Origin of the sequence: Sulfitobacter faviae, assembly GCF_029870955.1 — a bacterium.
In the GTDB taxonomy this organism is placed as follows: domain Bacteria; phylum Pseudomonadota; class Alphaproteobacteria; order Rhodobacterales; family Rhodobacteraceae; genus Sulfitobacter; species Sulfitobacter faviae.
In genome coordinates, this window is the sequence record NZ_PGFQ01000001.1 from 796,443 (window position 1) to 820,225 (window position 23,783).

The 23,783-nt window shown below is 60.9% G+C and carries 18 protein-coding genes and 3 pseudogenes; 8 read left to right on the forward strand and 13 right to left on the reverse strand.

Annotated elements, in window-relative coordinates:
* Window positions 1–155 precede the first annotated feature (155 nt).
* The 3 genes from CUR85_RS04275 to CUR85_RS04285 are packed head-to-tail and all read left to right on the forward strand — an operon-like array spanning window position 156 to window position 1,923.
* On the forward strand, window positions 156–404 hold the full coding sequence (locus tag CUR85_RS04275) for a hypothetical protein (RefSeq protein WP_280321899.1): 249 nt from the start codon (window positions 156–158) through the stop codon (window positions 402–404).
* Entirely contained in the window at window positions 353–910 is a 558-nt protein-coding gene (locus tag CUR85_RS04280; protein ID WP_280321900.1) for a transporter substrate-binding domain-containing protein, read from the forward strand. The genes CUR85_RS04275 and CUR85_RS04280 overlap by 52 nt, the downstream gene beginning before the upstream one ends.
* Window positions 907–1,923: a cation efflux transmembrane domain-containing protein gene (locus CUR85_RS04285; protein ID WP_209274061.1), complete on the forward strand. Its 1,017-nt coding sequence runs from the start codon at window positions 907–909 to the stop codon at window positions 1,921–1,923. Before CUR85_RS04280 ends, CUR85_RS04285 begins: the two co-directional genes overlap by 4 nt.
* 98 nt (window positions 1,924–2,021) lie before the next feature.
* Here the strand turns inward: CUR85_RS04285 and CUR85_RS04290 are convergent, their stop codons facing one another.
* Both CUR85_RS04290 and CUR85_RS04295 read right to left on the reverse strand, forming a co-directional pair.
* The gene (locus CUR85_RS04290) at window positions 2,022–2,876 is read right to left on the reverse strand and encodes an SDR family oxidoreductase (RefSeq protein WP_067264324.1); all 855 of its coding nucleotides are present in this window, start codon (window positions 2,874–2,876) and stop codon (window positions 2,022–2,024) included.
* A gap of 356 nt (window positions 2,877–3,232) precedes the next feature.
* Window positions 3,233–4,584 (reverse strand): IS3 family transposase gene (locus CUR85_RS04295; protein ID WP_280321906.1). Its coding sequence is split into 2 segments (ribosomal slippage): window positions 3,233–4,248 and window positions 4,248–4,584, totalling 1,353 coding nucleotides; the frame shifts between segments, so codons are not numbered across the junction.
* A 92-nt stretch (window positions 4,585–4,676) separates the two neighbouring features.
* Here CUR85_RS04295 and CUR85_RS04300 point away from each other — a divergent pair.
* The 3 genes and pseudogenes from CUR85_RS04300 to CUR85_RS04310 all read left to right on the forward strand — a co-directional run bounded on the left by CUR85_RS04300 (window position 4,677) and on the right by CUR85_RS04310 (window position 7,867).
* Window positions 4,677–5,913: pseudogene (locus CUR85_RS04300) on the forward strand (IS3 family transposase).
* 229 nt (window positions 5,914–6,142) lie between these two features.
* A complete protein-coding gene (locus tag CUR85_RS04305) occupies window positions 6,143–6,451 on the forward strand; it encodes a hypothetical protein (RefSeq protein ID WP_280321908.1) in 309 nt (102 codons plus the stop codon).
* 156 nt (window positions 6,452–6,607) lie between these two features.
* Window positions 6,608–7,867: a DGQHR domain-containing protein gene (locus CUR85_RS04310; protein ID WP_067260810.1), complete on the forward strand. Its 1,260-nt coding sequence runs from the start codon at window positions 6,608–6,610 to the stop codon at window positions 7,865–7,867.
* Window positions 7,868–8,340: 473 nt separating this feature from the next.
* Here CUR85_RS04310 and CUR85_RS04315 read toward each other — a convergent pair whose 3' ends face one another.
* A complete protein-coding gene (locus CUR85_RS04315) occupies window positions 8,341–9,450 on the reverse strand; it encodes a hypothetical protein (protein WP_067260816.1) in 1,110 nt (369 codons plus the stop codon).
* 316 nt (window positions 9,451–9,766) lie between these two features.
* On the opposite strand from CUR85_RS04315, the gene CUR85_RS04320 reads away from it, so the two are divergent.
* A complete protein-coding gene (locus CUR85_RS04320; RefSeq protein WP_169306096.1) occupies window positions 9,767–10,759 on the forward strand; it encodes an IS1595 family transposase in 993 nt (330 codons plus the stop codon).
* 63 nt (window positions 10,760–10,822) lie between these two features.
* Here CUR85_RS04320 and rsgA read toward each other — a convergent pair whose 3' ends face one another.
* From rsgA to CUR85_RS04340, 4 genes and pseudogenes are all read right to left on the reverse strand, one after another.
* Window positions 10,823–11,899, reverse strand: a complete 1,077-nt coding sequence (rsgA, locus tag CUR85_RS04325) for a ribosome small subunit-dependent GTPase A (protein WP_067260820.1) — start codon at window positions 11,897–11,899, stop codon at window positions 10,823–10,825.
* A 4-nt stretch (window positions 11,900–11,903) separates the two neighbouring features.
* Window positions 11,904–12,443, reverse strand: a complete 540-nt coding sequence (locus CUR85_RS04330) for a GNAT family N-acetyltransferase (protein ID WP_067260823.1) — start codon at window positions 12,441–12,443, stop codon at window positions 11,904–11,906.
* Window positions 12,444–12,505: 62 nt separating this feature from the next.
* A complete protein-coding gene (locus tag CUR85_RS04335) occupies window positions 12,506–13,675 on the reverse strand; it encodes a MerR family transcriptional regulator (RefSeq protein WP_067260824.1) in 1,170 nt (389 codons plus the stop codon).
* Between the two features lie 259 nt (window positions 13,676–13,934).
* Window positions 13,935–16,212 (reverse strand): annotated as a pseudogene (locus tag CUR85_RS04340) (adenosylcobalamin-dependent ribonucleoside-diphosphate reductase).
* Window positions 16,213–16,333: 121 nt separating this feature from the next.
* Between CUR85_RS04340 and CUR85_RS04345 the strand changes: the two are divergent.
* Window positions 16,334–16,798, forward strand: coding sequence for a DUF1489 family protein (locus tag CUR85_RS04345; protein ID WP_281429838.1), 465 nt, complete (start codon window positions 16,334–16,336; stop codon window positions 16,796–16,798).
* A gap of 3 nt (window positions 16,799–16,801) precedes the next feature.
* On the opposite strand, the gene CUR85_RS04350 is transcribed toward CUR85_RS04345, so the two are convergent.
* From CUR85_RS04350 to CUR85_RS04375, 6 genes and pseudogenes are all read right to left on the reverse strand, one after another.
* Window positions 16,802–18,622: an AMP-dependent synthetase/ligase gene (locus CUR85_RS04350; protein WP_067260832.1), complete on the reverse strand. Its 1,821-nt coding sequence runs from the start codon at window positions 18,620–18,622 to the stop codon at window positions 16,802–16,804.
* Window positions 18,623–18,633: 11 nt separating this feature from the next.
* Entirely contained in the window at window positions 18,634–19,476 is an 843-nt protein-coding gene (locus CUR85_RS04355; protein WP_067260834.1) for an ABC transporter ATP-binding protein, read from the reverse strand.
* Window positions 19,477–19,479: 3 nt separating this feature from the next.
* Window positions 19,480–20,688, reverse strand: coding sequence for an ABC transporter substrate-binding protein (locus CUR85_RS04360; protein WP_231886255.1), 1,209 nt, complete (start codon window positions 20,686–20,688; stop codon window positions 19,480–19,482).
* 28 nt (window positions 20,689–20,716) lie between these two features.
* Window positions 20,717–21,787, reverse strand: coding sequence for a branched-chain amino acid ABC transporter permease (locus tag CUR85_RS04365; protein WP_067260836.1), 1,071 nt, complete (start codon window positions 21,785–21,787; stop codon window positions 20,717–20,719).
* On the reverse strand, window positions 21,784–22,788 hold the full coding sequence (locus CUR85_RS04370; RefSeq protein WP_067260843.1) for a branched-chain amino acid ABC transporter permease: 1,005 nt from the start codon (window positions 22,786–22,788) through the stop codon (window positions 21,784–21,786). The genes CUR85_RS04365 and CUR85_RS04370 overlap by 4 nt, the downstream gene beginning before the upstream one ends.
* Before the next feature lie 73 nt (window positions 22,789–22,861).
* Window positions 22,862–23,676, reverse strand: a pseudogene (locus CUR85_RS04375) (ABC transporter ATP-binding protein).
* Window positions 23,677–23,783 lie beyond the last annotated feature (107 nt).

The window sequence follows — 23,783 nt, forward strand, 5'->3', positions numbered from 1 at the left end:
GCGAGGGTCGCGGCAGGTGTTCCGAAGAAGTGGCTCCAAAGCGCGGCTCCGGCGGAAATCAACCGATCGCGCGTAGGGGTCGGGCTGCCCCTGACAGGAACCTTTCGGGAAACCGCCCGTTGATCCCCTGCGATCCGGCCCAAAGGAATAATGTAATGACGCCCCGCGAAGCTACGCCACATGGTGCCAAAGGCGTGGACAATCCAATTAGTTTGAAAATTTTGATCCCCCTCGCTGCCCTGAGCCTGCTCGCCGCTTGCGACGACCTGCGGTTCCCTCGGGATGTGGAAGAAACCCTCGAAACCGTTCTTTCCGAGCAGAAAATGACCGTGGCGGTATCGGAAAACCCGCCATGGGTCGTGCTGGCAGACGGCCAACCGCCACAGGGGTCGAAGCCGACCTGACCCGCGCCTTCGCCGAAGCCTTGGGGGTGGCCATCGAGTGGAAACACCTCGGCGCCTTCGCGGCGTTGGAGGGGGTGGAGAAGGGTGACATCGACCTTGCCATTGGGGGTTTCACCCGCAAGGACGTGACCCCGGTAAAAGGGGCCGCGCCGAGCTACGCCTATTTCGAGGAGTCCTTCGTCATCGGCAGCCGGGGGCCAGACGCCTTGGCCGATGACATCGAAGGCCAACGCGTTTTCGTACCGCCCCACCTGCCTCTTGCCGCGCTGGTTGAAAAGGAAGGTGGCATTCCGGTGGATCATTGGGCGGAAGGCCTCAACCTCGCCGCTCTCCCGCACTGGAAACTTGAGGAGAAAGACCTTACCGCCACCGAAACCACGCTACAGCGGGCACAGCATGTCTTTGCCGTGCAGCAGGGCGAAAACGCTTGGCTGATGGAGATCGAAGGCTTCCTTCGAGATGAGGCCGGAACCATCGGGGCGCGTCTGCGCGCATCTGCCCCATGACCCGCTCCATCCGCACCATGCCCGAAGCGCAGAAAAAAGCGCTGCACCGCGCGCGCTGGCTTGAGGTCATCTGGATCGCGGTCTTAGGGTCGATCGTGGCGGCAATCTATTTTGCAGTGGGCAGCAGCCAAGCGATGAAAACCGCATGGATCGAAGACCTGCTCAGCTTTGTGCCGCCCATCGCCTTTCTCGTTGGCTCATGGATCGAGGGATGGAAGCCCAACCGCCGTTTCCCACTGGGCTATATCCGTGTCACATCAATCGCTTATCTGATCAGCGCCGTGTCGCTCGGCGGGGTCGGGATCTTTCTTATCGTCGACTCTTCCATCGCGCTCATCAAACAGGAGCACCCCACCATCGGCAGTGTCGAGTTTTTCGGCACCACCATTTGGTTCGGCTGGGTGATGATCGCGGCGCTGGCCTATAGCGTCGTGATGCCGGTCATTTTCGGCCATTTAAAAATGAAACCCGCCAAGATGCTCCATGACAAGACGCTTTATGCCGATGCCATGATGAACAAGGCGGATTGGATGACAGGGCTTGCCGGGATCGTGGGCATCCTCGGGATCGGGATGGGCTGGTGGTGGGCCGACGCGGTCGCGGCCATCGTGATCGCCTTGGACGTGCTGCATGACGGTTTCAAACACACCGGCGCGGCGATCCGGGACCTCAGCGATGAGATGCCGCGCACGATTGAAGATAAGGATTTCGACCCGCTGATCGGAGAGGTGCAGAATACTTTCAACGCGCTGCCGTGGGTCCGCGAAAGCCGCCTGCGCCTGCGCGAAGAAGGGCGTTTTCTGACCGGCACGATCTATGTCGTGGCGCATGAAAACGGCGCTACGCCCGAGAGGGTCGAAGCGGCGGAGGCCGAATTGCTCGACCTGCATTGGCGCATTCACGACATCTCGATCATGCCGCGAACTAAGATTGCAGGGTCGGTCACGATTGAAGGCGCGGATGACGGCACTCTGCCGTTGCGTTCTGGCGCTCGGCGGCGTCCGGTGGGGTGACCGGGGGCGGATCGCGTCAGATTTAAAGCTGACCTACAGACACGCCCCCGCATCGACTTTGCCCCGCGCCATCGCACGCGGGGCAACATTCATCTGGCTTATGCGCCGACCAACGTGCCGCCGTTCGGATGCAGCACCTGGCCGCTCATATAAGATGAGTCCTCGCAGGCGAGGAACAGCAGTGACGGGGCCACCTCATTCGGCTGACCGGGGCGGCCAAGGGGGGTGTTTTCGCCAAATTCCTCAACCTTATCTGCCGGGAAGGAGGCCGGGATCAGCGGGGTCCAGATCGGCCCCGGGGCCACGCCGTTGACCAAAATACCCTTGGGCGCCAGCTTGCTCGCCATCGCCCGCAGGAAGGACAGGATCGCCCCTTTGGTCGATGCATAGTCGAGCAGTAGGTCCTGCCCCTTATAGGCGGTGATCGAAGTGACACAGATGATCCGCGCGCCCTTTTTCAAATGCGGCAGCGTTGCTTGCGTCATCAGGATCATGCCGATGATATTGGTGCGGAACGTGCGTTCGATCTGCGCTTCTTCGATGTCTTCGAGGCTTTCCTGCGCGTGTTGTTCGCCCGCATCGTTGACGAGGATGTCGATCTTGCCAAAGCTCGCCATCGTGCGGCTTACGGCATCTTTGCAAAAGGCTTTCTCACCCACATCGCCCTCCAGCAACAGCGCCCGACGGCCCTCGGCTTCGACCAATCGCTTGGTCTCTTCCGCGTCGCGGCTTTCGTTGCGGTAGACGATGGCGACATCCGCCCCCTCCCGCGCATAGAGCAGCGCCGTGGCGCGGCCAATCCCGCTGTCGCCCCCGGTGATCAGCGCCACCTTATCCTTAAGCCGGTCGGAACCGGGGTAGCGCGGGGTGTAATCGGGCGCGGGGTCCATCTTATGCTCCCGGCCGGGCTGGCTTTGCGGGCTGTCGAGGGCATCAAAATTCTGATCTGTCATAGCGTGCTCCTATCCTGCTACGGCCCAAAAATACGGGGCTTTCAAAAATTCAGTTTACCCAAATGCAATGTTTGCTTTGGCAAAATGGTTTCAATAAAGCGCGAGGATGAGAAAGAACTTGCTCATTGCTTTGACTGCCTGACCAGCCGCAGGGTACCGCTCGTACGATGCTTAGTTCGGTTCACCGCCCTCAAATGCGCGATCAGTTGCCAAGCAGAACGACGCCAAGGAACTTGGCACCAATTAGCTTAGTTCACTCCCAGACCAGTAGTTGGAGGGAGACTGTCCGTCGTCATATAAAATGGGACATCAGAGCGGCTTGAACTTTGGAGGCTCTGGTTCGTTTGCGTGATTGATTATGCTGCTTGTTTTTGATGTTGCAAGCGGCGGCTTTGGATCGTCATTTTCTTGATCTTTTCCCTTTCTCTGATGATGGCTTTGTCACGTCCAAAATAGACGTCAGCGGGTGTGACGTTGCTCAGGCTCTCGTGGTAGCGCTGGTTGTTGTAATAGTCGACGAAGGCCCCGATCTGGCGTTCAAGATCGCCGGGCAGGTAGTAGTTTTCCAGTAGAACCCGGTTCTTCATGGTCTGATGCCAGCGCTCGATTTTGCCCTGGGTTTGCGGATGGAACGGCGCACCGCGAACGTGATCCATTTTCTGGTCCCCCAGCCATTTGGCCAGGTCGCCGGATATGTAGCACGACCCGTTGTCGCTGAGCAGGCGCGGCTTGTGTCGGACCACGGCTTGGTCGCAGCCAGACGCCGTAAGAGCCAGCTCAATGGTGTCTGTCACGTCCTCGGCTCGCATGGTCGTGCAGAGCTTCCAGGCAATGATATACCGGCTGTAATCGTCCAGGATCGTGCTGAGGTAATACCAGCCCCAGCCGATGATCTTGAAGTAGGTGAAGTCGGTCTGCCACATCTGATTGATCGCCGTGGTTTTGTCCGAGAACTCATCGGCAGCCTTGATCACCACATACTCGGGTGCCGTGATCAGATCGGCAGCTTTCAGAATGCGGTAAGTCGATGATTCAGAGATAAAATACCGCTTCTCATCAGTATATTTGAGGGCCAGTTCGCGTGTGGTCAGCGCCTCATGTTCCAGCGCAAACTCGATCAGATCATCCCGCCGGTCCTGCGGAATACGGTTCCAGACCGACTTCGGCCGAGGCGCGCGGTCCGCCAATGCATCAAGGCCGCCTTCGACGTAGCGGTCATACCATCGGTAAAATGTCGTGCGCGGGATACCCAGCATATCAAGGGTCATTTTTGTGGGCAGGTGTGATCCCTCAACCGTGCGAATGATCTCAAGCTTCTCGGTTGCTGGATACCTCATTCCTCGAGCTCCCCAGCCCCTGTCATGCTTTTTTTGAGCAGGCGGTTCTCAAGGGTTAGATCAGCCACGCATTCTTTCAGAGCCATGGCCTCGGATCGCAGATCCTTCACCTCAGGCGATGTCGCCTGACGCGCTGTGTCGCCGGAAAGGCGACGCTTTCCAGCCTCAAGGAATTCCTTCGACCAAGTATAATACAGGCTGTCAGAGATACCCTCGCGGCGACATAACGCCGAGATGCTTTCCTCCCCGCGCAATCCGGCCAAAACAATGCGGATCTTCTCCTCCGCCGAGTAGGTCTGGCGGGTCTTGCGGCGGATGTTTTTGACCAGCTTGTCAGCTGCGTCTTTCGATGTTCCGGGCTTCTTGTTCATCTTCGCTCCTTAAAGGCTACGATGAATGACCTGCCCCCCGCGAAATCCCTCACCATGATGTAGAGTCTGCCCAACCCTGGAGGAGCAGACGAATGCGGAAGAGCCGTTTTACCGAGCCGCAGATTATCGGGATGATCAAGGAGCAAGAGGCAGGCATGCCGACGGCGGAGGTGTGCCGCAGGCACGGGCTCAGCCCGGCAACGTTCTACAAGCTGAAGTCCAAGTATGGCGGCATGGAGGTGTCGGAGGCCGCGAGGCTGAAGGCGCTGGAGGACGAGAACGCCAAGCTGAAGCGGCTGCTGGCCGATACGATGCTGGACAATGTGGTTCTGAAGGATCTTCTGGGAAAGAGCTGACGACGCTGACCAAGCGGCGAGAGGCGGCGCTCAGGGCGATGCGGGATCACGGCATCTCGCAGCGCCGGGCCTGTCGGCTTGTTGGTGTCGACCCAAAGACAGTCCGGCGCGAACGCCCGTCCCGCTGCCCGGCAGCACATGCACAGCATGTGCGAGAGGGGACTGCCCTGAGATCCGCAAGGAGATGCAGGAGATCGCCGGAAAGCGGCGCCGGTTCGGCTACCGCCGGATTGGCGTGTTGCTTGAGCGCAAGGGCATGAGAATGAACCACAAGAAACTGTATCGGCTCTACCGGGAAGAAGGGCTGTCAGTGAAGCGGCGGCGCGGCCGCAAGCGGGCCCGTGGAACGCGCTCCCCGATGCCGGAGGCTGCGTATCCCAATGCGCGCTGGTCTCTGGACTTCCTGGCTGACAGCTTCGGGGCATCCCGGAAATTCCGCATCCTGGCAGTGATAGACGATTGCAGCCGCGAAAACCTGTGCCTGATTGCTGACACCAGCATCTCCGGCGCGCGTGTTGCGCGTGAGCTGGATGCGCTGGTGCGGATCTACGGTAAACCCGGATGCATAGTCAGCGATCGAGCCATTGGAACGCCATTGGTCCGAGAGACAATGGCGAGGGGGACGGAGTTCACGAGCCGGGCCATTCTGAGGTGGGCCGATCAGAACGCAATTCCGTGGCACTATATCGACCCAGGGAAGCCGCAGCAGAACGCCTTTATCGAGTCATTCAACGGCAGCATGCGCGACGAACTGCTGAACGAGGAGATATTTGACACCCTGGACGACGCCCGCCGGAAGCTGGCGCTCTGGCGTTACGATTACAACACCGTCAGGCCGCACTCATCGCTCGGGAACAAAACACCGGCCGAAGCGCGCCGGACGCTTGAGCAATTTGAGGGCTCCGCGCCCGGCGCGCTTGCCAAGACCGAAACCCACGACTACCAAAATCAAACCCGCAGACTCTCGTCATGAACGAGGGACCAGTGGGGGCAGGTCATTATCTATGTCATGTGATCAGCTTGCTTGGCTGATATCTCGACGATCCGGTCCGCAAGTGCGCGACGAGACTCAATGAACCCGGCGGCGCTTGAGGGCGAAAGGCAGACTGCAACCGGTGCGTGTTGCTTGACTTGCCGGTGCTCCTAACACAGCTTGGCAGGACCGCCGGGGCAGAGTGATGGGGGAGTAGTTGATTAGAAACGTGAAAGATGGATTTGCCGAGATCGCCCTCTCGATCGCTGGTTCCATCGGTGTGGTGGGGTTAATTTCAGCTCTACTTGCCGCAAATGACGATAAATTAAAGGCAGGCACGGCCTTCGCAGGGTATTTCGAAGGTGGTCAGGTTGGTTTGACCATCTTGGCGGTATCAGGGGCCGCTTTTGGCGCTCTTCTCAGACATCCACAAAAAGATAAACTCGGTTCGTTTATCATGGGGATCATACTTCTTGCACCCATCATCGCGACGTCGCTGATCATCGGGCTCAATCCTGGTTTCGTCACAGGGGATTGACCGATACGGTTCTGCTCATTCTTTGGTGCCTTTATGCACTTATTCACTTGATTTGGTTCATATTCATTGTGCGCAGCCCAACCGTTCCCAACGCCCAGGAAGCTGGCAGAGTGGAGATAAACCGCGTGAGCACTATGAAAGAAAGGGCATCAAACCGTGCGCAATGAAATCAAAGCCCCGATCATACTCCCAGTTTCCAAGGTCCAGCAGCCCATCGGGGAGTTCTACGTCGGAACAATGGACGCCCGGACCCTTACCAGAATTTCATACACAGAGATCCGCGCGTTTATTGAAGGCACACAAGATACAATTGCGGGCATTCAGCGTGAGCGCTCGCAAAAGCGTATCGACGAGATAAGAAAGTATGTGAATCTGGATTACGCTACGTTTCCAACCTCTATCATTATAGCAGTGGCTCCCGAGTGCACGCGTCTTGTCAATCACGATCCGGACATGACGCAAGAAGAGGCCCAGAAGTTCTTCGAAACAGAAGAGGAAGAAATCGACGGGAATGCCCATGTTTTCAATCTGCTGCTGAACTCATACGGCGAAGAAGATAATGAGGCTGAAGACAGCGAAGATGATGGGGGCAAAACGACCTACATTCCTGTTGAAAAGATTGCCTTTATTATCGATGGCCAGCATCGGGTGGCGGGCCTGGAAGGCCTGGAAGACGATAGGGAGTTCGATGTCAACATTTCTGTCTTCGTCGGGGCTTCTGAAGCCGACAAAGCGGAGATTTTCGCACGCGTGAACCAATCACAAACGAAAGTGAACCAATCCCTCGTGGTTGACCTGGCATCCTATTACGAAGAGCGAGGCCCGGTGAAGTTTGCGCACGAAGTCGTTCTGGCTATGAATTCCGATAAAGATGGGCCGCTCCACGACAAGGTGAAGCGCCTCGGGAAAGCCGATCCTGGCAAGGGGCGAATCCAAACACTGGCCCAAGCTACGGTCGCGAAGCCTTTAGTCGACTACATCACTTCGGACCCGGAAGCAGAGCGCAACAAGCGATACAGGGGCATTTTCGGATCACGGCGCAAGCCAGATGCGTGGCGCAAGTTCATCTTCCAACCGTTTTACGATGAGGAAGACGATGGCGGAATGTTCCTGTGCCTGACTAACTATTTCGGCGCCGTGAAGGCGCGCTGGCCTGAGGTCTGGGACGACGCTCCCGCGGGCACGGTTCTCAACAGGACAACGGGCTACGCGGCTCTCATGAAATTTCTGCGGCCGGTCTATCTGCATTACTGTAACGAACCCGGTCAAATCCTGACACGCAAAGACTGCGATGAAGTTTTCGCGAGGATCGACATCGACGCAAAAGACATCAACCGCGAAGTGTATTTGCCGGGTAGTTCTGGTGTTGGCAAGCTGTATCGCGAAATGATGGACTACATAGATTGGAAACCTTAGCGAGGGTAAGAACTGGGCGCCCCGGAGACCGATGGCTGAAGAGCTGTTCTTGTGCCTCATTGTCGCTGCCGCGTGGAGGTCATCATACTTGATCCGCGGGGCAGCCCGTAACCAGAATGGCAAAGTCACCTGGAATCAGCCCATGATGTTCGGGGTCGGCGCCGCGATGCGGCATGTCCGCTTTTCGCCCGTCACGGCCAAGAAACTGCTCGGTCACAAATTTTTACTGGTATCGAGGGGCGGGAATGCGTTGCTGCTGCCCTGCTTTTCGTCAAAGCGACATCCGTCATTTGGTGAGACCAGGAAGGTTCGGACTGATTGCTCTTACGAACAAATCTATGAGTAAGAGCTGGCGCTACGCGCTTCATAGGACCGACCATTCGTTCACAGCGCAGCATTCGTATTTGGCAACGGTACGAACTGAAGGACGGGTCGACTTGGCCTCGGCGGGTTATATCGCCTGTGTTGCACTCCTAAGTATTTGGAAAGTCTATGACAACGTCTTTTCCGAGGGTCAAACCCACGGCATTGCAAGCCGCCTGAATAATCCTCAGCTTCTCTCGATTGGCGATATTTGTCCCGATTAGCCAACCATCAATAATCTCTTCCGCGCGAGCCAAATCTGGCCGCTTTGGGTAGATTTCCTCCGGTGAGCGCGCGATGTGATTGCGAGATTTGCCACGAGCAGCGCGTGCGATATCGACCATTCGATCGGGATACCGTTTCGCAATTTCACCAAGAATCTCCACCAGCGCTGACTTCGCCGTGTTAGTTGTTCTCGCCTCACCGAAAAGTTCGAAAGCAACCTGTCTACCACTGGAACTGGGTGAGCTGTTCGTCTTGGATGGCGTGACGAGCTTCGCGGGTCTAACTGAAGCCTCGACCGCTTTTGGCACCACGAGTTGGTCAACGCTCTTCGTGAGCGAAAGTGATTGAAGGAACGCCAAAACAGCAGTGCTGGACGGCCTGACGCCAGAAATCGCTTCAGTTTGGTCTTGAAGCAATTCTACCAGCAGCTCTTCCGGTTCCCCCACCAATGACTGCCATGCTTGTGGTATGCTGCGCTGTGCCTCTCGACGAGACCGCAGATCACGGAAGTCCACATCAACCGCATCTCGGGCTTCACCCGTCCTCACCCTCTCTCTCTGAAGATAACGCCTGAATGTTTCCTCCAGCTGATTTTGGTCTCGCTCGACAAGGTGGAGCTTTTGAACTCGGCGCTGCGAGTAATCGCCCTCCCCTGGCGGGTAGTAGAAGCTCCATTCCCGGCCATCCGTGAGAACGCAAATCGGAACACCTTTGTGGAAAGCATACTCGAATAATTGTTTATCTCCGAAACCAGCGCGCCCCACCCCCTTGACCTCGATGAAGACGCTTGGCTGCCTCACGCCACCAAAAAGGGCAAAATCTACCCGACCACCTGGCATCGAGAACTCCGGAACAATTTGAGCGGGGTCAGCATCATCCCACCCAAGTGACCGAAGGATTGGGAGGACGACACCAACCGAGACTGCGGCCTCGTTTTGGTATGCGCCTTCCTCAAGTCGTGAACGTATAGATTTGATGAGGTTTTCTAAGGACATTCGCCATCATTGTTGCGGCTTGGTTCACTTTGCAAGTCTCCAAGAACACGTTCTGCCGCCCCATATGACCAAGAGTTTGGCATCACCTAAGTTCAAAACGCCTTTCAGTCGAAAGCCTTCTGCCCCCACGTCCAAGGAAAGGGCTGAACCCACCGATATATGACGTCAAGGTGGCAAAAGACACCAATACTGGGAAATTGGCCATTTATACGCGCCAAATGGCCAAAACTTTTGGGGTGTCCGCAAACTGTGTTGGTGCGCTTCGTTATTTTGAAGAAAGGCCTATATTATTCCGCTTTTCCCGCGGAGGATGCCCTTGCTACACCACGACTTTCGCCGTTTTCTCGATGCCCTCGAAGACCTGAACCCGGCCCAGATCGAGGACGCACAAACGAAAATCCAGGATCTCCGACGAAAGACGGAAGCGATCTCGGAGATCGAAGCACGGACAAACCAAGATCACAAGTGCCCCTTCTGCGGCGACGAGCGCCGCCAGAAGTTGGGCCGCACGCGGACCAAAATCCAGCGCTACCGCTGCACCGGTTGCCAGAAGGCTTATTCGGGACGAACGGGCAGCGCCATCGGCCGCATCCATCGCCCAGACCTGTTCATGGTGGCGCTGCGGGATATGTTGGGCACCTCTGCACCGCAGTCGGTGCGCAAGCTCGCGAGACGGCTCGGGCTCAACAAATACACGGTCTGGCGCTGGCGGATTCTGGTGTTTTCGATCATCGGGAGCAGCATCTCATCGGCGAGCTTTTCTGGGATCATCGAGGCGGACGAGACCTACCAGCGAGAGTCTCGAAAGGGGTCTCGAGAATGGGTCCGCCACTTCGCCGATCCGCAGAACGTCCCGCGGCCGCCGCGCCCTCGTTGGGAAGACTTCACGACACAAGGGCTGAAGATGATGCGTGGTCTCTCAAGCTGGCAACTCCCCATCCTCACGGTCGCCGACCGTGGCGGTTCTCGCCTTTTTCGGCGGCTACCGAACCGCAAGAGTGCCACCGTGGAGCGCGCCATGAAGCCTCTGGTTCCGGATGATGCCGTGCTCTGCTCGGACGGAGGAACTGGCTACAGGAACCTCGCGGCGGCACGCCAACTGGAGCATTTTGTGGTCGGCAGCAAGCCCGGCAAACGCGTGGCCTCAGGCTGCTATCACATCCAGAATGTGAACTCACTCCACGCCTGCTACAAGAGGTTCATCAAGCCCTTCTGTGGTCCGGCCAGCAAGAACCTCAGCGGCTACATCCGTTGGCTCGAGGTGAGACTGGAGGGGATACGACCCGCGGAACTTGTCCGCGCATCGTAAATCTGGTGTCATGGCAGAGGTCCGCTTCAAGCCTGAAACGGACCGGGTTTGTAGGGCTTGGACCTATCGCTCTCGATCCGATTTCGCCTTCATTGCGCTGCGCACGAGCTTGCCAAAAGCACGATCCTTTTCTCGGCGTTCCGCGAGACTGGCAGAGTTGAAGGCGTCCTCGGCTTGGAGCTTGCGCCAGCGGGCGAGCCGGGCGGGGTCAAGGCTGGCGCCCTCAATCGCGGCCAGGATGGCGCAGCCGGGTTCGGTTTTGTGCTGACAGTCGGTGAAACGGCAGTTCGCGGCCAGCGCCTCGATATCTTCGAACACGTCGGCGATGCCTGCTGCGGCGTCGGTCAGCTGCAATTCGCGCATGCCCGGCGTGTCGAGAACGAGGCAACCGCTCGGCGTGGCATGCAGCTCGCGCCGGGTCGTTGTGTGCCGACCTTTGGCATCGTCATCGCGGATGTCTTGCGTGGCGATGGCCTGCGTGCTGAGGAGCGCGTTCGTCATGGTGGATTTGCCGACACCGGAGGAGCCGAGGAAAGCAACGGTGCGGCCGGGCTTGCACCAGTCGGCCAGCGCCTCAACCGGTTCGGCGCCGCGGGCGTCCAGCGCCACAACGGGCACCCTTTCGGACACGGCCTGCGCAGCGTCGATGTAGGGCACGGTGTCCTCTGCGATGTCCGCTTTCGTCAGGACGATCATCGGCTCGATCCCGGCTTCGAAGGCCAACGCAACGTAGCGCTCCAACCGCGCCACGTTGAAATCCGCGTTGCAGGATGTGACGACGAAGATCGTGTCGATGTTCGCCGCGATCAGCTGCACCTCGCGGCCGGTGCCCGGCGCTCGGCGCTTGATCAGGCTCTTGCGATCCAGCACCCTGCTCGACCGCGGGCGCGCGCGATCGAGCAACAGCCAGTCTCCCACGGTTGCCTCTGGTCCCGGCGGGATCGTCTCGTCGATGCCGTCGCCCGCCACCTGCAACCCGCTGCGATGCACCGCGACCACGCGAACTGGGGGCGTTTCGGTGAAGGCTTCGACGTCGATCTGGCTGGCCAAGGCTGGGCCCCAGCCGAGGCGTTCCAGCGCCGAGGGTGCGCGTCGCGCCGGTGTGGCATCCGGCAGGAAGGCGGAGTAGTCGCGGATCATCGGTCTACCAGAGCGCTGGATCGTCGAAAGCTGCAACGCAACGCGCAGGCCCGCGCAGGGGCGACAGCGGCACTCCCGTAAGGCTTTGGGCGATCCAGCCGTGTGGCTGCTGGAGCGGCTGTGGCGCGGGAAGGTCAGCCTCCGAAACGGGTTTGAACCCGACGCGGCCATAGAAGGCCGGGTCGCCATAGGTCACGGCGATATCCACGCCCTCCTGCCTGAGCAAGTCGAGACCGTGGGCGATCAGCCGCTGCCCTATGCCCTTGCCCTGATGCGCAGTGGACACCGCCACAGGGGCCATCATGAAGACCGTGCGCGGATCGTTTGCGTAGGTGAGGCGGGTGAAGATGATATTACCGAGTAGCGTGCCGTCCGCCCAGGCGGTGAAGACGCGCAGATCCTTAGCGGGTGTCTCCGTGATCAGTCGGCGCGCAAGGGCGCCGACCACCGCGCCTTCCTCCGCGCCCTCCGAAGCAGCGAAAGTTGATGCGAAGAGACCCGTGATCGCGTTGGCGTGTGTCTCGTAATCCGTTGAAAAGTTCATTGTCATGTCTCCATCGGCGGGCTGAACCCGCCAGTTGTTGGGAAATCGGTTCGCGCTGCCCGTCAGGACTTTTGCAGCACGAACATCTCGAAGCTCACGATCCCGTCGCAGGCATGGTAGGCGGCCAGTTCCGCGCGCAGATCCTCCACCACCCGCGTGCCTTCCAGCCGCTGCTCCATCTCAGCGACGCGCGCCTCGAGCGGGCGGTAGTAGGTGTCCATCGCCTCTCGCCCCATGTCGAAATGCCCGAGCAAGCGGAAGCCGGCGCGTTTCGCCTGTGCGAGCAGGACGGGCACGCGGGTCATCGCCGGGTATGCCGAGGCCCAGTAGGCGCGCAGCTCCTCGGGCGGTGTCTCGGTCCGCCAGACCATTTCGGAGAAGACGAGCGCGCCGCCGGGACGCAGGAGGGGCCGCCAGTTCCGCAGCGCACTCTCGACGCCGATGATGTAGGCGCTGCCCTCAGCCCAGATCACGTCCCACGGGGCGTCCGGCAGAGGCAGCTGCGCCATGTCCATGTTTCGCACCGCCACCCGGTCGCCGAGGTCCGCAGTCGCCAACCGCTCGCGCAGCCGCTCGAGCGCACCCGCGTCCGTGTCGGTCGCCAGGATGCGCGCCGAGGTCGCCTCGGCCAGAACCATCGTCGCCATGCCGGGGCCGCAGCCAATCTCGAGGATCGTTCTGGGCGCGAAGGGCACCATGGCGAGCGCTTTTCGCGTCGCGACCTCGGTCGCCGGCCCCCACCAGTCGAGGCTGGAGAAGACGTCCATGAAGCAGGCCATGTAGTCGTCGTGTGCGTTCATGTCCCTCGACAGCCACGCGACCCGCGCGGCCTCCTCACTGGAAAAACCCTGCATCATCAGCCAGGCGCGGTGCAGTTCGGGCGCCACGCGCTCGAGCTCCTCGTGCCAGTCCTTCAGGCTGCCGCGCCCGAGGAGCGCTGCGAGCAGGTCTCGCGACCGCGTCTTCTCGGTGATTTCGCGTTCCAATGTCTCAAGCCGATGGCCCAGCATCTCGCGGTCGAGCTTTCCATCGAGGCAGACCTGACACTCCTCCAAGCTGAGGCCGCCTGCCTGGAGCTGCTGCATAAGACGCAGCCGCTGCCGGTCAGCGTCGGAATATACGCGATAGCCATTCGCCTGCCGCTTGCCCTTCAGCAGGCCGAGCTTCTCGTAATAGAGCAACGTCGTGCGCGAAAGGCCCACGCTCTCCGCCAGTTCCGAAATCCGATACATCCGTCGCCCTACCCGCTAACACTGATTCTTGACCGTTGAAGCTGTCATAAGGTGTGAAGCTATAGACAGGTCAAGCTTCGGCAAGGAAGAAAGTCGGCTCCGTCCGCATAGTTGACCAACACGTTTTGCGGACACCCCCAAACTTTTTGTTTATATTACCAAAGAACTTGGAGATGGACGCGACTTGGTCGTCAAATGGTCATCTTAACGTGTCCGTGGTCAAGTTTTGGTGGTCGCTTCAACAATTCACCCCCAGAATTCACCCACACTTACTATGCCCACAGCTCCCGCAGGTCATGCAGCCCTCGACCATCCGCATGTCGAACTGACCGCAAGACGGGCAAGACTTGCCGCGCGGGGCGTCGAGGCCCACGACCTTCGCCTGCGGGTCGGTCTTCAGACCCATGCCCTCGCCCGCGATGAAGCCGGTGGCGATCATGTGGCGCTCGATCACGCCGCCGATGGCCGCGAGGATTGAGGGGATATATTTGCCCTGCATCCAAGCCCCGCCGCGCGGGTCGAAGACGGCTTTCAGTTCTTCCACCACGAAGGACACGTCACCGCCACGGCGGAACACGGCGGAAACCATGCGGGTCAGTGCCACGGTCCAGGCGAAATGCTCCATGTTCTTGGAGTTGATGAAGACCTCGAAGGGACGGCGGTGGCCGTTTAGCACGATGTCGTTGATGGTGATGTAGAGCGCGTGCTCGCTGTCGGGCCATTTGACCTTGTAGGTGTTGCCCTCAAGCTCCGCGGGGCGGTCCAGCGGATCGGACATATAGACGATCTCGCCGCCTTCGCTGACCTGATCGGGGCTGTCGGCGGGGGCCTTGTCGCTCTTCTCGGAAGAGACGCTCAGAACCGAACCGGTCACATCGTTGGGGCGATAGGTGGTGCAGCCTTTGCAGCCGGTGTCCCAGGCCTGCATGTAGACGTCCTTGAAGGCATCAAAGGAGATGTCCTCGGGCAGTTGATGGTCTTGGAGATCGAACTGTCGATCCATTTCTGCGCCGCGGCCTGCATCTTGACGTGGTCGGCGGGCGACAGGGTCTGGGCGTTGACGAAATAGTCGGGCAGCGGCGCGTCACCCTTCAGCTCGCGCCACATCTGCACGGCGTAATCGACGACCTCTTCCTCGGTCCGGCTGCCGTCTTTTTGCAGCACCTTGCGGGTGTAGGCATAGGCAAAGACCGGCTCAATCCCCGAGGACACGTTGCCCGCGTAGAGGCTGATCGTGCCGGTGGGGGCGATGGAGGTCAAAAGCGCGTTGCGGATACCGTGCTCGCGGATCGCTTCGCGCACGTCATCGTCCATCTGCTGCATGGTGCCGGAGGCGAGGAACTTTTCGGCATCGAAGAGCGGGAAGGCCCCTTCTCTTTCGCCAGTTCCACGCTTGCCAGATAGGAGGCGCGGGCGATGGCTTTGAGCCATGCCTCAGTCTGGGCCGCCGCCTCGTCAGAGCCATAGCGCAGGCCGACCATCAACAGCGCATCGGCAAGGCCGGTGACGCCCAGACCGATGCGGCGCTTGTTCTGCGCCTCGGCAGCCTGTTCGGGCAGCGGGAAGTTCGACACGTCGACAACATTGTCCATCATGCGAACGGCGGTGGCGACCAACTCGCTCATAGCGTCTTGATTGAGATGGGCGTCGTCCTCGAAAGGCTGTGCGACCAGACGGGCAAGGTTGATCGAGCCCAGAAGGCAGGCGCCATAGGGCGGCAGGGGCTGCTCGCCACAGGGGTTGGTGGCGGCGATGGTCTCGCAATAGTTCAGGTTGTTCGCGGCGTTGATGCGGTCGATAAAGATCACGCCCGGCTCGGCGTAATCATAGGTCGCCTGCATGATCTTGTTCCACAGATCGCGCGCCTGCACGGTTTTGTAGACCTTATCGCCAAAGACGAGGTCCCACGAGCCGTCGGCCTTCACGGCCTCCATGAAGGGGTCGGTGACCAGCACGGACATGTTGAACATGCGCAGACGCGCGGGGTCGGACTTGGCGGCGATGAAATCTTCCACATCCGGGTGGTCGCAACGCATGGTCGCCATCATCGCGCCGCGGCGGGAGCCTGCGGACATGATGGTGCGGCACATGGCGTCCCAGACATCCATGAACGACAGCGGGCCGGAGGCATCCGCAGAGACGCCCAGCACATCCGCGCCGCGCGGGCGGATGGTGGAGAAGTCATAGCCGATTCCCCCGCCCTGCTGCATGGTCAGCGCGGCCTCTTTCAGCATGTCAAAGATGCCGGACATGCTGTCGGGCACGGTGCCCATGACGAAGCAGTTGAACAGCGTCACGCGGCGCGCGGTGCCGGCGCCTGCGGTGATGCGGCCCGCGGGGAGGTATTTGAAATCCTCCAGCGCGTTGAAAAACTTGTCTTCCCAAACATCCGCCTTCGATTCGACCTGCGCGAGGTCGCGAGCGATGCGGCGCCATGTGTCTTCGACCGTGACGTCCTTCGGGGTGCCATCGGCCCCTTTAAAACGGTATTTCATATCCCAGATTTGTTCGGCGATCGGGGCGGTAAAGCGGGACATGAGGTAACTCCTGAGGTCAATGGCAGGGGCTCTTATTAGCTAGGCTCTGCCTGAGTGAAAACCGGAAAATTGCGCTCCATCATACAAGAATTTGCATGTGATTGAAATCCAACTACCTTATATGGCGTGGATCAAAGGAATCGCTGGGGGCGATGTGACCGGTAAAATGAACCTGATAAAGCTTTCGGTCGGCACCGAAGGCGTCGAAAGCCTTGCCAAATGGCAGGCGCGCAAGGACGTGCGCACGCATGACGGCTTGCCGCGCCATGTGACCCGCATGTGGCCCAAGCGCGAGGCCGAGATTCTCAACGGCGGCTCGATCTACTGGGTCATCAAAGGCGTGATCCAAGCCCGCCAGCGCATCGTCCGGCTGGAAGAGGTCACCCGCGCCGACGGCATCCGCCGCTGCGCCATCGTGCTGGACCCCGAGATCATCCGCACCCAGAACAGCCTGCGCCGCGCCTTCCAAGGCTGGCGCTACCTCAAGCCGGAGGACGCGCCGCCCGACCTGCCCGAGGGCCGCGAGGCCGAGGCGGAACTGCCCGTGGAATTGAACCGCGCGCTGGCCGAGATCGGCGTGCTCTGAGCCTCAGTCGGCGTAGAGCGCCTCGATCTGATCCCCATAGAGTTCGTAGACCTTGGCCCGGCGCACCTTCATCGTCGCGGTTACCTCACCGTCGTCGTGATCGAGCTCCTTGCGCATCAGCCAGACCTTCTTGACCTGTTCGACCCGCGCCAGATCGCGGTTCTGCTTGGCCACCTCCGCGTCGATCAATTCCTGCACCTTGGGGTGCTCGGCGAGCGAGCGGAAAGTGGTATAGGCGATCCCATGCCCTTCGGCCCAGAGCCGCACCGTATCCATGTCGATCTGCACCAGCGCCGTCACATAGGGCCGTTTGTCGGCCACGGCGACGACCTCCTTGATGAAGGGGCTGGCCTTGATGACATTCTCGATATGCGCGGGCGCGAGGTTCTTGCCCGCGGCATTGATCATGATGTCCTTCTTGCGGTCGATTAGCGTGATCGAACCGTCGGCCTCCTCGCGGCCCACGTCGCCGGTATGCAGCCAGCCGTCACGGATCGTCTCGGCGGTGGCCTTGGGGTTCTTGTAATAGCCCTTGAAGATGGTCCCACCCGAGAACAGCACCTCGCCATCCTCGGCGATCTTGGTGCGCACCCCGCTGACCGGGAAGCCGATGCGCCCGTCGCATTGGCCCCAGGAGCGCTGGATCGTGCCCACGCCCGAGGTCTCGGACATCCCCCAAGCCTCGCGGATATTCACGCCGATCCCGCGCATGAAACCCAGAAGCTCGGCGCTGATCGGTGCGGCGGCGGAGATCGCGAAACTGGTCCGCCCGAGGCCGAGATAGCTGCGGATATGACGGTAGATCAGCGCATCCCAGAAGGCATGGGCCAGCCGGTCCCCGGCGCTCCATTTGTCGCGTCGGATCATGCCGCGCCGCTGCGCGCCCTTCAGCGCCATCAGCGTCATCGGCCCCTTGATCCTTCCGGCGGTCTGCGCCTGCACCAGCACGCCCGCCTGCATCTTCTCCCAGATCCGCGGCACGCCGAAGAACACCTGCGGCGCGACCTCCCGCAGGTCGAGCGTGATGGTCCGAAGGCTCTCGCCGAAGTTCATCACAAACTGCTGCGCCAGCCCGTTGATCACCGTCACCGCCTGTTCCGCGATGTGGCACAAGGGCAGGTAGCTCAGCACATCCGTCCCGGGCGGGTAGTCGCCGAAGACATCGTGCGCCACGCCCACGCCGGCGTGGATGTTGCCATAGGAAATCTCCGCCGCCTTGGGCAGCCCGGTGGAGCCGGAGGTGAAGACCATCATGGCGGTGTCGTCGGGCTCGATCCCCGCCTGCCGCGCGCGCAGGTCGTCTTGCAGTTCCGAAAGCCGCGCCCGGCCCCGGTCGAGCAGATCGTCGAAACTAATCAGCCCCAGCAGGTCCTCGCCCCGCGTGCCCTTGGGGTTGAAGATCACCAGCTGGCGCAGCTGCGGCACTCGGTCACCCAACTCCTTGATCTTGTCGAGCTGCTCCTGATCCTCAATGAACAGCACCGTGCTGTCCGAGGCGTTGATCAGATGCTCCAACTCCGCCGCCGGGCTGGTGGGATACATGCCCACGACCACGCCCGCTGCCGCGTTGATGCCGAACTGCGCCTGCACCCATTCGCTGCGGTTCTCGCTCAGGATGCCGACGTGATCACCCGCTTTCAGACCCAGATCGACAAGCCCTGCGGCGGCGGCCTGCATGATCTCCTGCAGGCCGGCCCAGGTGATCTCGTTCCAGATGCCAAATTCCTTTTGCCGCATCGCCACCCCATCGGGGCGGTTCTTGGCATGGTTGTGCACCATGCGCACCAGCGGCGCGAAGTCGCCCTTGAACTCGTCGAATGCCATCACGGGCCTCCCTAGCTGAGCCAGCGTTTGCGGCGCTTGTAATGTTTCACGTCGCGGAAGGACTGCCGCGCGCCGCCCTCCTCGCCCATGCCAAGGTAGAAGGACTGGATGTCCTTGTCCCCGCGCAGCTTCTCCACATCGCCCTCCATGACGATCTGGCCGCTTTCCATGATGTAGCCGTAGTCGGCCACCGAAAACGCCACGCCCGCGTTCTGCTCCACCAGCAGGATCGCGGTGCCGTCCTCTTGGTTCAGCCGCTTGATCGTGTCGAAAATCTCAGCCACCACCTTGGGCGCGAGCCCGAGCGACGGCTCGTCCATCAGGATGAGCTCGGGCCGCGCGATCATCGCCCGGCCAAAGGCCAGCATCTGCTGCTCCCCGCCCGAGAGATAGCCCGCGATCTGCCGCCGCCGCTCCTTCAGCCGCGGGAAGAAGGCATAGACCTTGTCGTAATCCGGCTTCGCCTGCCGCCGGTCCAGCGCGTAGGAGGCGGCGATCAGATTGTCCTCCACCGTCATCTCGCTGAAGATCCGCCGCCCCTCGCGCACGTGAAACAGCCCCTGCTGCACCAGACGGTCGGGCTGGATCGACATGATCGACTGGCCCTTGAAGGAAATCCGCCCCTCGCCCACCTCGCCGTTCTCGAGGCCAAGCAGGTTGCTCGCCGCCTTCAACGTCGTGGTCTTGCCCGCGCCATTGGTGCCCAGAAGCGTGACGATCTTGCCGTCGGGCACCTCCAGCGACAGCCCGCGCAGCGCCTGCACCGTGTGGTGGTAGGTCACTTCGATGTTCTCGATGGTCAGCACGGGCGCTCCTTTCTCTAGGGTGTGGGGCGCCCGCCGGACGCCCCGCATTCATCAAACGGTGAACCAGTCCGATTTCGGCGTGAACAGCCCATCCTCCGGGTTGTAGCCATAGACGCGGCCGGTCCCGATGGCGTTGTTCTCCATGCTCACGGGCCCGCCAAAGAAGCCGCCCGAATCCCAGTCCGAAATGCCCGAAAGCTTCTCGGCGATGTTGTCGGGGGTCAGTTCCAGCCCGGCTTCGGCGGTATCGCGGAAGGCCTTCATGGCGATCTCCAGCCCGCACATGGTCTGGATCGCCCATGTCGACATGTAGTTCTCCAGCGGCGTGCCCGCGAACATCTGCTTGCTGAGTTCGGCATACTGCTGGTAGCGCGGCGCGTCTTCGCGGTCGTAGAAATAGCGGTAGGGCATGACGCCTTCGTAGCCCGCAAGGAAGGGCCCGGCCTCGGCGGTGATCCGGTCGGCGATCAGTTTCTCCATGCCCCAGAAGGTGCCCTTGAACTTGACCGGCAGGCCAAACTGCCGCGCGCCGTCGATCAGCTGCGGCCAGACGCCGGTGACATAGCCCTGCAGGATGCAGTGATCCGCACCGGATTGCGCCAGTTTGGTGACATGGGTGGGAATGTCAGCGCCCTCGGCCTTGGTGCTTTCCTCCAGCACGACCTCGAGGCCCAGTTCCTCGGCGGTCTTGCGGCCATGCTCAATCGGATCGCGCCCGAACTCGGTGTTGGAGAAGATGAAGGCCACCTTCTGCCCGCCCTCGTTCTTGATGTTCTGCAGCAGGATATCGAACTGGCTCTGATAGGTCGGCCCCGAGAGATACTGGTAGGGGTGCGTCTCGGGGTTTGCCAGTTCCGAGGCAAAGGAGGTCGAGCCCATGATGCGGGCGTTCTCGCCCTTGAGTTCAGGCGCGATCAGCTTCATCGCGCCGGTGCTGTCGGCGAAATAGCCGATCATGTTCTTGCCTTCCGAGGCCAGCGCGCGCTGGTAGTTATTGAGCGCGTTCTGCGGCACGTAGCCCGAATCCTCGGTGACGAAGCGGATCGGCACACCGGCCACGCCGCCCTCGTCGTTGAACAGTTTCGCAGCCATGGCGAAGGCAGGCGCGACCAACTGCCCCGCCGTGGCGAAGGGCCCCGTGAGCGGCAGCGAGGCGCCGAGCACATATTCCTTGGGCTGGGCACGCAGGATCATCGGCGTGCCGATGGCCGCCGTCGCGGCAGCCGTGGTGGCGAGGAAGGATCGGCGGTTCATGGTCATCTGTCTTCTCCCTGATGTGGCCTTTTGATTACCCGCGCGCAAACGGCCAACGGTTTGCGGCGCGCAGGATGCGATCGACGATCTGGTTGATGCCCAAAGGCTCCTTGAGCAGGAACAACACCAGCAGCACGCCGAAGGCGATCTGCTGGAGGGGTGCGCGCAGCTGCCCCGCCCCGGCGCTGTCCCCGGCGAGCGCGCCGAAGAGCACCTTGATCACCTCGGGCACCATGACGACGATGATGACACCGAAAACCGGCCCCATCGTGCGCCCCATGCCGCCGATGATCAGCGCCGCCACGAGGTTGAGCGAGAGCGCCAGTTCGAACTGCTCGGGCAGGATACGGGCGTAGAAATAGGCGAAGAGCGCCCCGGCAAGGCCGCAGTAGGCCGCTGAGAGAGCGAAGCTCATCAACTTGTAGCGCAGAAGCGAGATGCCAAGGATCTCGGCGGAGTAGTCACGGTCGCGGATCGCGATGAAGGCACGGCCCACCCGGGTGCGGATCAGGTTCTGCGCCGCAAGTAGCGAGACGAGGCCGACGACGGCGATCAGCCCGAACATTTCGCGCTTGGTATCCAGCTCCCAGCCCAGCAAGTTGGGCACATTGGTGTTGAGCCCCACCATGCCGCCGGTCCAGGGGGCAAAGAGGTCTTCCTCAATCAAAAAGATCACGATGAAATTCGCCGCCAGCGTCGCCACGGCAAGGTAGAGCCCCTTGACCCGCAGGCTCGGCAGACCCACAAGCACCCCCACCGCCGCCGCCAGTGCGACGGCCAAGGGCACCGAGACGAAGGGCATCAACCCCGCCGGGATCACCCCCGCGCCGAGGTTGCCGAAGATCGTCACCGCATAGGCGCCGATGGCGACGAAAGCGCCGTGGCCCAGCGACACCAAACCGGTATAGCCGGTCAGAATGTTGATCCCCACCACGGCGATCAACAGGATGCCCATCTGGCTGGCGATCAGGATGAGGTAGTCGTTGCCGAACAGCGTGAACAGGACAAGCGCAAGGATCGACCCGTAGACAAAGGCCTGTTTGTAGCGGTTGTTCAGCACCCGCTCGTCGGCGGCATAGCTGGACTTCAGATTGGCGTTGATCATATCCGCTCGACCTCCTTTTGTCCCATCAGCCCGTGCGGGCGCCAGATCAGCACCACCAGCACAGTGACGTAAGGCACGATCTCGGCCCAGCCGCCGCCCATCTGCCACTGGGTCATGGCCTCCAGCACGCCCACCACCATCGCGGCGATCAGCACGCCCACGTAGCTATCCAGCCCGCCCATCAGCACGATCGCTAGCACCGAAAAGCCGAAGAGCCCGAGGCTTGGCGAAATGCCGTTGCGCGTGGCGAGGATTGCGCCCGCGATGGCTCCGGTGGTGCTGGCCAGCACCCAGGCGCGGGAGAAGACCTTGGGGACCGAGATGCCCATGGAATAGGCGGTGGACTGGTCCTCGGCCGTGGCGCGGATGGCGATGCCGCCCTTGGTGAACTTCACGAAGGCGACGATGCCGCCAAACAGCAGCAGCGCCACGGCCATGTTCACCAGATCGGTGCCGAAGAGGAAGATCATCGTGCCGAAAAGCTCGAAGCGGATCGGCATGTTAGGCGCGATATAGGGCACGCTTGCGGCATCCGCCGTCCAGATCAACTGCGCCGCCCCCGACAGGATCGAGATCAACCCCACCGTCACCATGATCATGGCAAAGATCGACTGCCCCATCAGCGGGCGCATCAGCACCCGCTCGATCACCCGGCCGAGGATCGCGTTGCAGACCAGCGCCCCCGCCAGTCCCAGCAGGATGCGCGGCAGGTTCGCCACCCAGTCGAGCACCGCCGCCACGGGCGAAAACATCGGCAAATCGCCCCGCATCTCGACCATCCAGCCGGGCTGCCACGAGGCCAGCCATGCGGGCGCCCAAGGCTGGGCGGGAACGATCACGGCGAAGGTGAAATAGAAATAGGCGCCGAACATGATCAGGTAGCCATGGGCGAAGTTCACCACCTTGGTGGCCTTGTAGACGCTCACGATGCCCACGGCGATCAGCGCGTAGATCGCCCCGGCCATCAGCCCGTTGATCGCAAATTGCACGAACTGCCCCATCAGAGCGCCTCCCTTTCCATACGCCCGGAATTTTTCAAAAATTCCGGCCCGATTTCTTTTAAAGAAATCGGCGTCATGCCGCGGCCCCCAAATAGGCTTCGATCACCGCCGGGTTGTTGGAGACCTCCTCAGGCGTGCCGCTGGCGATCTGCTGGCCAAAGTTCAGCACGACGATGCGGCTACAGATGTCCATCACCATGTGCATGTCATGTTCCACCAGCAGGATCGTGGTGCCGAATTGCTCCTGCACGTCGAGGATGAAACGCGCCATGTCGGCGGTCTCCTCGCGGTTCATGCCCGCAACCGGCTCGTCCAGCAGCAGTACACGCGGGCGCATCGCCAGCGCGCGGCCCAGTTCGACCCGTTTCTGCAAGCCGTAGGGCAGCATGGTGATCGGATATTTGCGGATATGGTCGATCTCGAGAAAATCGATCACCTGCTCCTCGATCTCGCGGCGCAGCTCCAGCTCGGCCTTCTGCGCCGCGCCGAAATAGCGCAGCGCCTGCCAGACATTGGTCTTGAGCCGCGTGTGCCCGCCGAGTTTGATATTGTCGAGCACTGTCATGCCGCGAAACAGCGCGATGTTCTGAAAGGTCCGCGCGAGGCCAAGGCCTGCGCGCTTGTCGGGGCTGAGCGTGGTGATATCCTCTCCGTCAAAGGCAACGCTGCCCCGGTCGGGCCTGTAAAACCCTGAAATCGCATTGAAAAGTGAGGTTTTGCCCGCGCCGTTGGGCCGATCACCCCGGTGATCTCTCCGGCCTTGGCTTCGAAATTCACCCCCTGCAGCGCCTTGATGCCGCCAAAGGACAGATGCAAATCCTCAACCCTCAGCAATCGCCCACTCCCATGCGGCGACGGCTGCGGCCCCCCGCAAGGGGCGCGTGACATCCGATCATCGACGGATCCTCCCTATGTCCCGACCCCTGCCCCTTTTGGCGGTGCTTGTGGTATCGGCCTGTTGACCCTTTCACCCTATCCGAAGCGCGGCATCTCGC